We start from the raw sequence: 12823 nt of genomic DNA, 5'->3' as shown, positions 1-12823 counted from the left end.
CTTTCATTCTGAAAATTGCGGGACGCGCCCCGACGCATTTGGCTAGTTGTGGTGCCGCACGGCAAACACCCAGACGACGCCGCCTTGCGGGACCTCATCAGGGTCGAGCTTCATCGATGTCTTCGCCAGCGAGTTCTGAATTCGCTGGGCATCCACGCCCCAGCCAGACTGCACGGCGATATATTCGGTATCGCCCACCTGAAAGGCGACGGGCATGCCGATGATCCCCGAATTGGTGCGCTGCTGCCACAGCAGTTCACCCGTCTTGGCATCGAAGGCCCGGAACATGCGGTCATTGGTGCCGCCCACGAACACCAGGCCGCCCGCGGTGGTCAGCACCGAGGCGAAAAGCTGATTGGGGAACGGATACATCCAGGCCTGCTTGCCTGTCGCCGGATCCCAGGCCTGCAATTCGCCGATATGCTGGCCGTTGGGTACCAGTTTGTTGGTGCTGGGATCAACGCCGAGCCACAACTGCCCGACCAGAAGTTTCTTGTCGACGCCTTCGTTGGAGCCGCACATGTTGTTGTTGGCCGGAATGTAGACCAGGTGCGTCTCGTCGCTATAGGCCGACGACGTCCAATCATCCCCGCCCCATAGCGACGGGCAGAACGTTACGGTCTTGCCGACAACAGGCTTGTGGTCCAGGTCGTACGTGGGACGCCCGGTCTGCGGATCGAGACTCTTGAAAGCATTCTGGTAAACAAACGGCTTGCCGGAGATGAACTTGATGCCGTCATCGGTCTGCTGCAGCACCCACAGATAGCCGTCACGTGCCGGATGCACCAGCGCATCGATTGTCTTCCCGTCACGAGTCATATTGATCAGTATCGGCGGCCGCACTTCATCCCAATCCCAGGAATCGTTCTGATGATACTGGTGATATGCGACGATCTTGCCGGTGTCCGGATCAAGCGCGATGGTCGAACTGGTGTAGAGATTGTCGCCCGGATGCAGGTCGCCGGGCCATGGGGCGGCGTTACCGACCCCCCAATAGGCGAGGTTGCGCTTTGGATCGTAATTGCCGGTGATCCAGACCGAACCACCGCCGGTCTTCCAGGCATCGGTATTCCAGGTGTCGCCGCCGGGTTCGGACGGGCTTGGCACGGTGTAGGTCTTCCACAGTGCCTTGCCGGTATCGGCGTCATAGGCGGCGATATAAGCGCGGACGCCGAATTCGCCGCCCGACGTGCCGATTATCACCTTGCCGTTCACCACCAGGGGTTCGAGCGTCATGTATTCGCCGTGGTGATAGTCGCCGACCGTTGCCTCCCACACGACTTTACCGGTCTTCGCGTCGAGCGCGATCAGGCGTGAGTCCGTCGTCGCCAGATAGAGATTGTTGCCCCAGAACGCGACGCCGCGATTGGTCGGGTGCAGTTGAAAGAGGTCTTCCGGCAGCTTCGGCGCGTAGCGCCACAGCAGGTCGCCGCTGGCCGCATCGAGCGCGAGCACCTGATCGCCTGGCGTGGTCACGAACATGACGCCGTTGTTGACCATGGGCGGCGCCTCATGCCCCTCCACCACGCCGGTCGAGAACGTCCAGACGGGCGTCAGGTCCTTGACGTTGTCGACGTTGATCTGCCGCAGCGGGCTGTCACCGTGGCCGTCATAGGTGCGCCGGTAAAGCAGCCAATCGGCGGGTCCCGGATTGTCCAGCCTGTCCTGGGTGACCGGCTGATAGCCGGTTACCGAGCCCGCGAAGGCGGTCGTGCCGCTCACCCCCCACGACAACCCAGCGGCCACTGCCAGCGGAACTATGTAGCTTATACCTTTCATCGACGTTCTCCCCGGTTGCGTTTTGCTTTGGCATTACCGTCGTGCCCTGCTTTTGGCGGGACGTCGCAGCCTCGTCACAGTTCGCGCGTCGCTGCGTTGTCTATAGCTTTTGGCCTCCCACACGATCGGTGAATGGGCCGGCGACGACCAGTTTGCCGTCGGCTACCTTCAACGGCAGCCCCGCGAGTCCGCGCGGTGCCGGTCCGGACACCACTTTTCCGCCCTGCCGCAGATCGTATTCGGACTGATGGCAAGGGCACTGAAGCAACTGCTTGGACGACAGCCAGTCGGTCACCCAACAGGCCTGATGGGAACAGACCGCCGTGAAAGCGACGATGCCATTCGCGGCGCGCGCCGTTTCCGGCCCGGACAGGCTGGATGGGTCGAAGTGCATCAGAATGATGAGGTTCAGCCGAGACGCATTGCGCGCGACACGACGCGCCGTATCGAGCGGCCAGGCCAGGACGACGTCGCTGTGAGGCGGGATATCCGACACCGCGAGGGGAGCACCGCCGTCTTCGCTGCCGAAGGCAACCAGTTGATCGCCGACCTGCGCCAACATGCCGCGGGCGGCATCCGGCGGGTCATCCGCGCGGGCAGGGAGGCTGGTTCGGGTCGCCGCGGCCAGTACATAGGCCACTCCCAGCATAGACCGCCGGGGCCATAACTCTGTCCAGGATCGATGGTCGTTCACGTTGCGCGCGCCGCTGCCGAACGGCCCGGGACATCGTACTGACACCTGATAGGATCAGCACAATCAGCACTGTTCCAGTTCATTGCAAATTATTTCCTGACGTTGCTAGTCCATCGGGAACTTTTCCCTACTTGCCAGTATTATTTGCCATTTGACCGTAGCGACCGCCGAAAACACTGTCAAGCAACCGGATGGCGGGCGCTCGGATCCCCTGCTTGCGTGTCAGGGTTAGTGAACATCGATAGGAACGCGGATATCGATTGTCGACGCGACCGGCTGTCCATTGTCCATGGCAGGGAAAAAACGCCATTTCCGCAGGGCGAACATCAAAGCCGCATTGAGGCGAGGGTCGGCGGTTGCCTGAAGTAATGTGACTGTCGCGCTGCCATCAGCCGCAACGTGGAAGCGTGCCATTGCGACAACCGCAAGTTCGCGATGCCGCAGTTCCTCCGGAATGTCCGGCATCGGCTGGTAGAGTGCCCGGACCCCCATGGTCATACCGCCCGGGGGACTCTGCGTGACAGGTGCTGACGTAGGCACCTGAGCCGGTGCGGCGGTTTGATCCCGCGGACGTTGCCGCGACAGATCCCGGCGGTGCGGCGGTTGGGTGGGCTGCGGTTTCCGTGCTGGCACGGGCGGGGGTGGCGGCAGTGTCTTTGTCGTTGGCGTCATAGGTGTCGTGGGCGTCGGCGGCGCGCTTACGGGCGGTGGCACCTCTGTCGCCTCTGCCGGCGGTGGTGTTTCGATTGCCGGTGCCGGTTGGGGCTGCGATGGTTGTGGCGGCAGTTCGATGATCTGCATCGCCACTGGCTTGGATGCGGGGGGTGGCGACGCGCCTTGGGTCAGGACATCGAGAAATCCGGTCAAGGCCAGCGCTGTCACAACAAGCGCCATGGGCAGTGTCCAGGCCAACCGGACCCATGGCCTGTCTACCCGCACGCCTACTCCTTGCGAATGGCGAAGACGAACTCTTCTACGCCGGCCTCGCGCGCTTGCAGCATGGCCTCGACCACAGTCCCGTTTGGCGCCGCCCTGTCGGCCGCGACCACAACCGTCCGGCCTTCCGGTGGCTTCAACGCCGAGGCAAGCGTATCGAGTGTCACGGGAACCTTATCCAGAAAAAGATTGCCTGTCGCGGTAACGGTCAAGGTGACCGACTTTGACACGGCCAGCGGCGTCGCGCTTCCTTGCGGCAGATCGACCCGGAGCGAGTGCAGGTTCTGCATTGTCAGAGAGGCCAGCATAAAGGTCGCGAGCAGGAAGAACATCACATCGATCATTGGGATGATCTCGATGCGGCCGCGGCGGCGTTTATGCGCGGAGCGCAGCTTCATGCCGATCCTCCTGCGTATCGAGCCGGATATGATCAATGACGCGGGTGCCGAGCCGCTCCATTTCGTCCATGATCCGGGCTTGACGATCAGAACAATAGTTGAAAGCAAACAGCGCGATCAGTGCCACGAACAGTCCGAGTGCGGTCGCGATCAGCGCCTCGGCCACACCGCCCGTTACCCCCGCGGGGTCGACCAGGCCCTGATTGCCGAACAACTTGAACGAACGAATCATGCCGGTGATGGTGCCCAGCAATCCAAGGAGCGGGGCAGCGGTCACAATGGTTTCGAGAACCCATAACCAGCGGGCCAGAGATTTCTCGATCAGCGCCGCTTCATCGGCGGCGCGTGATTCCACCCACCAAACGGGATGTGTTCGATTGTCAAGAATGACGCTTAGGAAGCGCGCAAAATGGTTGCGCGCGCCAAGCCGGCCGAGCCGTTGTGCCAGGGCGTCCCAGCCGAAACCATAGTTTTCGACCAGGGCTACCAGGTCTTGTGGCAGGCGGGTCTGCACGAAGAACAGAAACATCTTGTCGATCACGATAACGATCGCAACGACCGCCAGCAGGCCCAGCGGGTAGACAGCCACGCCGCCGACCCGTAACGCATTGATGACGTCACTTACCTGTTCCACGCTTGCTCCTGAAACCGCGTCGTCCTGGCGGCTATCGTGTGCATGTATATTCCTTTGTCGTTTATGGCGAGAAGGGACATCAAGCCTGCTCAAAAGAATTTTCGTATGCCGGCGTAGATGGCTCGGCGTGGACCGTATTGCGGCGCGAACACACCGACACCCGTTCCCGAACGGATTTCATAGATGCTATCAGAGACATTCATCAGATTCAGACTCAGTTCGATCGGGCCGCCGGGCATGTTCTGGAAGCGGTGCGAGACACCGAGATTGACCTGGGTATAGCCGGGTACCGTACCCCCATTCGGAATGTCGCCACTATCCTGCCGGAGGCCCGATCCATAAATCATATCGGCACTGAAGCGGGTACCCAACCAGGTGTAAGCAATACCGCCCGAAGCGGTGACCCATTGACTGTGGTCCGTATAGATGTAGTTGCTCGAAATGAATGCGAGTTGGGCCGGTGTAAAATTGAATTGTTGCGATGCAACCTGGGTCGCACGTTCCCGGCCTACGGAGAGATTGCCGTACGCCGACCAGTTGCCGCGTTTATAGCTGCCGGTAAACTCGATGCCGTAAACATCCGCGTGGGCGTAATTAAAGACTGAGAGGATGATCGGCGCGCCGAATTGTCCTTCATCGATCAGATCCTGCGCAATCTTGTAAAACGCATCCACACCCAGCTTCAGGCCAGGCGCGAAGGTATGGTCCGCGCCGATATCGAAGTAATTCGAACGCTCCGGCAAGATCGCTCCGTCGGCGGGCGGGGATGCCGGTGTATACCCCGCGGGGTAGCCTGTTGTTCCCGCGAACTTGGCGATCGATTCTCCGGAGACCAGCTCCAAGGCCGGCGGCGTGAAATAACGCGAATAGCCGGCGTGCAGCGTGGTGTCCGACGTGGGCTTCCACACAACGTTGACACGCGGGCTGAGCTGATTGGTATTGGTGTAGGCGTTCAGCACATCGAAGCGCGCACCGTAATTGAGCGTAACGGTCGGAAGCAGCTTCCACTCGTCCTGAGCATAGGCGCTGTAGGTCCATCCGGTGATGGCGCTGCTGTCATTGACAGAGGTTGGGCTGGTTCCGACGCTGCTGCATGCCAGGTCAAGGCAGGGAAAGACCTGGGAATTGGTGTTCGAGGCTGCATGTTCCGCGGTGACCAATCCTCCGTAGCGCAAGGTGTGGCTGTCGTTGAGCTTGTAGCTTGCGTCAGCCTGGAGACCCTCCGCGACGTCGGTGCGAAGCGCGTTCTGCGCCAGCCCAAAGAACATGAGATCGCCGACGTCGTCGGGGGAGTAGGCAAGCCTGCTGTACCGCGTGAAGGCCGAGATCTGAAAACTGTAGTTGTCTTCGGTCTTGAGATAGGACAGCGCGGCGTAATCATTGCTCTCCTGCTGGGTGTCGTTGAGCAGCGTCGAGTTGAAGTTCGTCTGGTTGAGATATTGAAAAGCAGGTGCCTGACCTGGACTGTTCGGGATCTGGAAGCTGCCTTGGTAGGCGCCAAGGATCAAACTGATCTTGCTCGTTGGGTCGATGATATCTTCCAGATAGGCGAAACCATGACCTTGTCTCGTTTGATCATGGATCGGATTGCTCGAACTGGTCGGATTTTCGATGCCGATGCCGTTCTGAAGTAGATCCCCAGAGATATAGTAATTGAGATTGCCGGCCGACCCGGCATATTCCAGGCTTGGCTCCATCCAGCCGTGGCTGCCGCCATAGAAGCCGACTGAACCGCCTGGCTCGAATGCACCCGATTTGGTTTGAATATCAACGATGCCCGTTGTCACCAAGCCATACTGGGCCGGCAAGGACCCGGTGATGAGATCGACGGAACTCGCAAAACGCGAGCTCAGGCTCTGGCCGAAAAAGCTGATGCCCTCGGGTAGAATCACGCCGTTGATCCGGTATTGAATGTTGGCGTGGTCATTGCGGAGATGGATTTGACCAAACGAGTCCTGAGAGACGTCCGGGGCCTGCAACAGGGTTTGATTGAGCGGGATGTTCGAGCCTCCCGGTTGATCCTGGATCGCACCGTTGTCGAGCGTATAGGTGGTGGCGCCGATGCGCGGCTCCGTCTCGCTCCGTGCCGCGGCGAGCCGTTCGGCTGCAACTTTCATATCGAGGGCTTCGTTGGACGCGAGCGTCAGATCGCTTGCCACTCCCTTCGCCCCGACCGTTACGACTGCGGTCGCGGTCGCAAATCCTGTCTTCTCGCCAATCAGCGAGTAGACACCTGGTGCAACCGTAGGCAGCGTGTACTTGCCATTTTTTTGGGTCGTGCCGCGCGCGATCACTTTGCCGTCCGGCGTTTCCAGGCGGATTTGAACGCTGTCGAGCGGACGCTGCAACGCGTCGCGCGCGACGCCGGTCACCGTTTCAGACGATACCACCGTCGGGGTTTGGGCGTATCCAGGATGGCTACTGGTGACCAAAATGCCCCAAAGGGCAGCAGTCATGGCGCGCGTTTTTCTGTTCACGAGTGGCCCTCATGTTCGACGAACATTATCCAGGTGAATTATGGATTATCGGGTTTGGTAGACGGCTTCAGGCGGGCGGCGCGCGGACATGGCGCCGGAGAAATGTGTAAGAGACTGAAGTATCGACGGTAGCCGCAGTTTGCAGCTTGGGATGACGCGGGGCGGACGCATCGATAATCGGACACACGTATTGCGCATGTTCACCGGACTGTCGGCGCGCGCGTTGCCCCCTGCATCGACTTCGGCAGCCGAGAACCTTCGTAGCGCCTGCTGCTGCCGTCATCCTGCTCCCCATCATCTATTGAAATGTTATATCATAACATTACCTATGGTCAAGCGAGCCGCTTGATTTCTTTTGAGGCAAATCCGATTTTCGAGCGACATCGACCCAATTGGCTTGGTCGGAGCCTCTGACCGTCGCGCGGGATCGTATCGACGTGCATGCCGCGCCACGGCGGCGCGCTTTCCCCGGCGGCGGATATGAAGGATGCGCACGGTGTGCACCCCTTACCATGCCCGAGCTTTGGACGTGGTCGATGGGCCGTGAAAGTGCCGACGCGTTGCTGGTGCGCGGAGACACGGTGGTGACATAGTCGGAAATCTTTACAGGATGGCCGCTTCGCCCTTTGCCGGGGTCACGCAAAGCGGTGGAAATCAGCCATTTTGTCGCGTAGCACACCGATTGCATGTCACCGATAACGTGGCGTTATCGGAATGGGAACAATAATGAAACTTGATCTTTTGGCGGGTGTCTCGCTGCTCGCGATCTGTGTTGCCGGGACCGGCGCGCAAGCCACGCCGTTCTCTTACACCGGCACGACCCAGACCTACGACGTGACCACGACCGGGGAATACGACATCACTCTGTCGGGCGCGCAGGGCGGCAACTCGCCCGGGGGCTTCACGGGCGGCGAAGGCGCCTCCGTCAGCGGCGAGATTCTGTTGACCGCCGGGGAGGAGTTGAGCGTTGTCGTCGGCGGTGCCGGGGCCTCGGGGACGGGCGGCTTCGATGCCAGTCCCGGCGGCGGCGGCGGCGGCGGCGGCAGCTTCGCGTTTGTCGGATCGACGCTCCTGGGAGCGGCCGGCGGCGGTGGCGGCGCCGGGGGCGGCGCGGCCTATGAAGGCGGCAGCAACGGCGGCGCCGGTGTGACAGGCCTGAACGGGCAAAGTGGGGTCGGTGGCCACGGCAACGCCGGCGCCGGTGGAATCGGAGGTCTGGGCGGCGGTGGCGGCACCGCGACCGGGTTGAACGGCGCAGGAGGTGCGGGCTTCAGCGGCGCGGGCGGAAACGGCAACGGCACCGTCTCGGCTGACGGAGGTTCCGGTTACGCAACGTTCATGGGCGGCGGCTCGAACCTTCAGGGTGGTGCCGGCGGGTTTGGCGGTGGCGGCGGCGCAACCAGGCATGCTGGCGGCGGCGGTGGCGGATATTCCGGTGGTGGGGGTTCCTATTTCGACGGCGGTGGCGGCGGCGGGTCGTTTCTCGAGGCTGGGGCCTTGGACCCGGAGTTTCAGTCCGGCGTTCGGACCGGCAATGGCTACGTGACGATCAGCTATGCGGGGCCGGCGCCTGCCCCGGAACCAGCCTCGGCGGCGATCCTCGTCACCGCGCTCGCCGGGATCAGGCTCGCGCGCCGCCGGCGCGGTTAGAGCCGTCCCATCCTGACTGGACGCAGCAGTCGCGTCGCAGGAAGCTCTGGCAATCCGGCCGCGATGACGCGGCCGGGGGACACCGAAGCCAAAGTTTCCGCGTGTCAGGCCTGAGCCTAGTCACCGTTGCCATTGACCACTGCAACACGGTCTATCTGGACCGTGTCATAGGACGTTTGCGCACAGCGGGAGCAACGGTTCCTGGCGAACCGCCGGCCCATATTGCCTCCGCTTAGGATTGCGGCCGCCCATGCGATGATGCGACGACGAATTCAAGAATCGGTTGTGTTCCGTCGTCGGGGCCATCGCTGCATCGATCGCACAGGATATTGCAGGTCTGCCGGGAAATTTGCGACAGAACCGTTTATTACCCTCTCACCCCCAACCCCCGCATGAAGTTGTCCCGAATCCGAGCCGGATCGCGTTCCGTCGTGTCCACCGGCTTCTGATTATCGATCCGGCATCCGATCAGCCACGGCCCGTCTTCCTTCAGCGACCGCCCGATCAGTTCCACAAACGCATCTTCATCCGCCGCCCACGCGCTCTGCGTCAGCCCAGCCGCCCGAGCGATCCCGACGATATCGGCACCTTGGTGTGTGGTCGTCTGCTGGCCGCCGGTGATCTGGTACGCGCCGTTGTCCATGATCACGATGCACAGGTTCTTCTGTGCCCTGGCGGCGACGGTGGTCAGCGATCCGAGCTGCATCAGCACCGAGCCGTCGCCCTCCAGCGCGAATACCTTCCGCGACGGCTGGGCAATCGCCACGCCCATCGCAATCGGCACCGCCAGCCCCATGCTGCCCAGCATGTAGAAATTCTGCTGCCGCCGTCCGGACGCTGATTCGGATGCCGCCCACAGATCGAAGTTGGTGTAGCCGATGCCGCCGATCACCGCCTCATCCTGGTGCAGCAGCCCGACCATCCGCTTGGTGATGTCGTAGCGGTTCATCACCTTGGCCTGATCCCGGTTCGCCGGGTGGTTCGCTAACGATGCCATGACAACCGCCCCCTACTTCGCGAAAACTTTGCCGCCGGTCAGCAGCGGCGACAGGATGAAACAGACCGGCGCCATCGTGGCCACGGCCTGGGTGATGCTGCGATCGACAGTGAATTCGACCTCATCCAGCCGCGTCATCGTGTGGTTCTCGATCGACAGCGCGTCCAGAACCGGGCGCATCGTGCGCGCCACCAGCGACTGGCCGATGTTGAACTCGCCCAGCGTGCCGCGTTCGGACACCATCATCAGCGTCGGGATAGAGAACGGCACCGACAGCGACGCCAGCACGTTCGGCAGCGTCGCGAAGCCCGAGGTCTGCATCAGCAGGATACCGCGCACCCCGCCCATCCACGCACCGGCGTTGATCCCCAACGCCTCCTCCTCCCGCGTGCAGGAGAAGGCGGTGAAGAATGGATCGGCATGGATCGCCTCGATCAGCGGCCGCAGCACGTTGTCGGGCACATAGGTGACCAGGCTAACGTTGTGGCGCTTCAACACGTCTCGCACGATCTCGTACCAGGCGCGCCCGTCCGCGGCTTCGGCCATCTCGACCTCCTCTCCTCAAATTCTGGCGCCGCATTCGCATGCCTTGCGCGATCCCGCAACCATTCGTAGGAAAGAAACCGTCGGCGGAGGGAACGGATGCCTGATCGGACAAAGACCTATGACGTGCTGGTGGCAGGCGGCGGCAACGCGGCCTTGTGCGCCGCGATCACCGCGCGCCAGGCGGGTGCGAGCGTGCTGCTGGTGGAAAGCGCCCCGAAGGCGTTCCGCGGCGGCAACAGCCGCCACACCCGCAACCTGCGTGCCATGCATGACCAGCCGAACGCCGTGCTGACCGACGCCTACAAGGAAGACGAGTACTGGGACGACCTGCTGCGCGTCACCGGCGGCAACACCGACGAAGCACTCGCCCGCATGACGATACGAGCGTCCTCCGGCGTGTTCGGCTGGATGAAGGACGCCGGCGTGCGGTTCCAGCCGTCGCTGACCGGCACGCTGAACCTGGGCCGCACCAATGCCTTCTTCCTGGGCGGCGGCAAGGCGCTGGTGAACGCTTATTACCTGACCGCCGAACGCCTGGGCGTCGAGATCCTCTACGATACCGAGGTGGTCAACATGAACATGGAGGACGGCGCGGTTCGCTCCATCGACATCACCTACAAGGGTTTTCCGGAAACCGTGCATGCGCGCTGCGTCGTGGCGTCGTCGGGCGGCTTCCAGGCCAATCTGGACTGGATGCGCGAATATTGGGGCGACGCGGTGGATAACTTCGTCATCCGCGGCACGCCCTACAACCGTGGCCGCGTGCTGAAGAACCTGCTGTCGCAGGGCGTGGCGGCGATCGGCGACCCGACCCAGTGCCATGCGGTCGCGCTGGATGCACGCGCGCCGAAATTCGACGGCGGCATCACCACCCGCCTGGACAGCGTGCCCTATAGCGTGGTCGTGAACCGCAACGGGGACCGCTTCTATGACGAAGGCGAAGACGTCTGGCCGAAGCGCTATGCCATCTGGGGCCGCCTGATCGCCCAGCAGCCCGGCCAGATCGCTTATTCGATCTGCGATTCCAAGGCCTTTCCGTTGTTCATGCCGTCGGTGTTCCCGGCGATCAAGGCGGACACGCTGGAGGAACTGGCGGTGAAGATGAAGCTGGATCCGGGGAAGGTCCGCGAGACCATCGACGGGTTCAACAAGGCGGTCAAACCCGGCCAGATCTTCGACAACCTGAAGCTGGACGGCAACGCCACCGCCGGGCTGACGCCGAACAAGACCAACTGGGCTCGTTCCGTCGACAAGCCACCGTACTATGGCTACCCGCTGCGCCCGGGCATCACCTTCACCTATCTCAGCGTCAAGGTGAACGACAAAGCCCAGGTGCTGATGGACAACGGCCAGCCGGCCGGCAACTTGTTCGCGTCGGGCGAGATCATGTCAGGCAATATCCTCGGCAAGGGCTACCTCGCCGGCTTCGGAATGACCATCGGAACCGTATTTGGCCGCATCGCCGGCCAGGAGGCAGCTCGTCGTGCAAGAAACTGACGCCGTCATCAATGCTCGGCGGGAAATGGAGATCTGCAACGCCTGCCGCTACTGCGAGGGTTTTTGCGCCGTGTTCCCCGCGGTGGAACTGCGCCGCGAATTCTCCGCGGGCGACCTGAGCTATCTGGCCAACCTGTGCCACGGCTGCCGAGGCTGTTACTACGCCTGCCAATACAGCCCGCCGCACGAATGGGGCATCAACGTTCCCAAGGCGCTGGCGGAAGTCCGAGCGGAAAGCTATGCGGAATATGCGTGGCCGAAGCCGTTGGCATCGATGTTCAATCGCAATGGCACCGTGGTGTCGTTGGTCGCCGCACTGGGCATCGCTGTCGTGTTGATCCTGAGTATGCTGCTGAATTCACCGGGCAACTTCTTCGGCGCCCATGGTACGGCCGCGGACTCGTTCTATGAGGTCATTCCGCTTTGGGCGATGCAGGTTGTCGCCATCCTGACGTTCGGGTTTTCGCTGGTGGCGCTGGCGATGGGTGCCCGTAATTTCTGGCGCGATGCCGGACCGCGCGAAAAGATCGGTCCGACGGCGATCTCCGTCGCGCTGTGGGATGTGCTGACTCTGAAGAACCTCGGCGGCGGCGGTAACGGCTGCAACGACAATTCCGAGGCGTTCTCCATGCGCCGCCGCCATCTGCACCACGCGATGTTCTATGGCTTCCTGCTGTGCTTTGCCGCCACGACGGTCGGCTTCATCTACCATTCGTTCCTGGGCTGGCCGGCGCCGTACCCGTTCGTCAGCGTGCCGGTCCTGCTGGGCACCGTCGGCGGTGTGCTGATGCTGGTCGGCACCGTCGGATTGTTCGCGATGAAGCTGGTCGATGACCCGCTGCCGTCCGTCCGCCGGTTGCTGGGCGGCGACGTCGCGCTGTTGATGCTGCTGGCGATGATCGCGCTGACCGGGCTGGTCCTGCTCGCGGTGCGTGCCACCGGCGCCATGGGCCTGGCGATGGCGATCCATCTCGGCTTCATACTGGCGTTCTTCGTGGTGCTGCCATACTCCAAGATGGTGCATGGCGTTTACCGCTCCGCCGCGCTGCTGCGCCGGGCGGTGGAGCGGAACATGAAGCCCCTGGGCGGCGAGTAGCTAAGGCTCCGCGGACAAATAAGTGCCTCAACGCTGGTACGGCCATCCACGCCTTTTCCAAGACCTACACTCAAGGCGTGGATGGCGGGCCTGCGCCCGCCATGGCGATGTTCGGGTAG

11 protein-coding genes are annotated in these 12823 nt (G+C 62.2%); 3 read left to right on the top strand and 8 right to left on the bottom strand.

All coding sequences use genetic code 11. The features are described from left to right. Nucleotides 1–42 precede the first annotated feature (42 nt). From GSQ89_RS05725 to GSQ89_RS05700, 6 genes are all read right to left on the bottom strand, one after another. A complete protein-coding gene (locus tag GSQ89_RS05725) occupies nt 43–1779 on the bottom strand; it encodes a PQQ-dependent dehydrogenase, methanol/ethanol family (protein WP_158922892.1) in 1737 nt (578 codons plus the stop codon). 100 nt (nt 1780–1879) lie between these two features. Next, the gene (locus GSQ89_RS05720; protein ID WP_158922890.1) at nt 1880–2419 is read right to left on the bottom strand and encodes a ubiquinol-cytochrome c reductase iron-sulfur subunit; all 540 of its coding nucleotides are present in this window, start codon (nt 2417–2419) and stop codon (nt 1880–1882) included. A gap of 282 nt (nt 2420–2701) precedes the next feature. Next, nucleotides 2702–2938: a TonB family protein gene (locus GSQ89_RS05715; protein ID WP_158922888.1), complete on the bottom strand. Its 237-nt coding sequence runs from the start codon at nt 2936–2938 to the stop codon at nt 2702–2704. Between the two features lie 476 nt (nt 2939–3414). Further along, nucleotides 3415–3807, bottom strand: coding sequence for a biopolymer transporter ExbD (locus tag GSQ89_RS05710; RefSeq protein ID WP_158922886.1), 393 nt, complete (start codon nt 3805–3807; stop codon nt 3415–3417). Further along, a complete protein-coding gene (locus GSQ89_RS05705; protein WP_158922884.1) occupies nt 3785–4441 on the bottom strand; it encodes a MotA/TolQ/ExbB proton channel family protein in 657 nt (218 codons plus the stop codon). The genes GSQ89_RS05710 and GSQ89_RS05705 overlap by 23 nt, the downstream gene beginning before the upstream one ends. 89 nt (nt 4442–4530) lie before the next feature. Next, nucleotides 4531–6918: a TonB-dependent receptor gene (locus GSQ89_RS05700; RefSeq protein WP_158922882.1), complete on the bottom strand. Its 2388-nt coding sequence runs from the start codon at nt 6916–6918 to the stop codon at nt 4531–4533. 726 nt (nt 6919–7644) lie between these two features. Here GSQ89_RS05700 and GSQ89_RS39740 point away from each other — a divergent pair. Then, nucleotides 7645–8568: a hypothetical protein gene (locus GSQ89_RS39740; RefSeq protein ID WP_158922880.1), complete on the top strand. Its 924-nt coding sequence runs from the start codon at nt 7645–7647 to the stop codon at nt 8566–8568. 367 nt (nt 8569–8935) lie between these two features. On the opposite strand, the gene GSQ89_RS05690 is transcribed toward GSQ89_RS39740, so the two are convergent. Beyond that, a complete protein-coding gene (locus tag GSQ89_RS05690; protein ID WP_158922878.1) occupies nt 8936–9565 on the bottom strand; it encodes a thiamine pyrophosphate-dependent enzyme in 630 nt (209 codons plus the stop codon). A 12-nt stretch (nt 9566–9577) separates the two neighbouring features. Beyond that, complete coding sequence (locus GSQ89_RS05685; protein WP_158922876.1) at nt 9578–10111, bottom strand: decarboxylase; 534 nt, start codon at nt 10109–10111, stop codon at nt 9578–9580. Between the two features lie 96 nt (nt 10112–10207). Here GSQ89_RS05685 and tcuA point away from each other — a divergent pair, with 96 nt between their 5' ends. Both tcuA and tcuB read left to right on the top strand, forming a co-directional pair. Beyond that, nucleotides 10208–11608 (top strand): FAD-dependent tricarballylate dehydrogenase TcuA, encoded by a 1401-nt coding sequence (gene tcuA, locus GSQ89_RS05680; protein ID WP_158922874.1) that lies wholly within the window; start codon nt 10208–10210, stop codon nt 11606–11608. Continuing rightward, nucleotides 11595–12704, top strand: a complete 1110-nt coding sequence (gene tcuB / locus GSQ89_RS05675; protein WP_158922872.1) for a tricarballylate utilization 4Fe-4S protein TcuB — start codon at nt 11595–11597, stop codon at nt 12702–12704. Before tcuA ends, tcuB begins: the two co-directional genes overlap by 14 nt. Nucleotides 12705–12823 lie beyond the last annotated feature (119 nt).

Origin of the sequence: Acidisphaera sp. S103 (assembly GCF_009765975.1) — a bacterium.
GTDB lineage: Bacteria > Pseudomonadota > Alphaproteobacteria > Acetobacterales > Acetobacteraceae > Rhodopila.
The sequence above is the reverse complement of the archived record's forward strand: the minus strand, read 5'-3'. Positions and strand labels throughout refer to the sequence as shown.

Coding starts and splice junctions, on each gene's coding strand:
- GSQ89_RS05685 (WP_158922876.1), bottom strand. CDS start 10,111: ATGGCCGAAGCCGCGGACGGGCGCGCCTGGTACGAGATCGTGCGAGAC.
- GSQ89_RS05710 (WP_158922886.1), bottom strand. CDS start 3,807: ATGAAGCTGCGCTCCGCGCATAAACGCCGCCGCGGCCGCATCGAGATC.
- GSQ89_RS05690 (WP_158922878.1), bottom strand. CDS start 9,565: ATGGCATCGTTAGCGAACCACCCGGCGAACCGGGATCAGGCCAAGGTG.
- GSQ89_RS39740 (WP_158922880.1), top strand. CDS start 7,645: ATGAAACTTGATCTTTTGGCGGGTGTCTCGCTGCTCGCGATCTGTGTT.
- GSQ89_RS05725 (WP_158922892.1), bottom strand. CDS start 1,779: ATGAAAGGTATAAGCTACATAGTTCCGCTGGCAGTGGCCGCTGGGTTG.
- GSQ89_RS05715 (WP_158922888.1), bottom strand. CDS start 2,938: ATGCCGGACATTCCGGAGGAACTGCGGCATCGCGAACTTGCGGTTGTC.
- tcuA (WP_158922874.1), top strand. CDS start 10,208: ATGCCTGATCGGACAAAGACCTATGACGTGCTGGTGGCAGGCGGCGGC.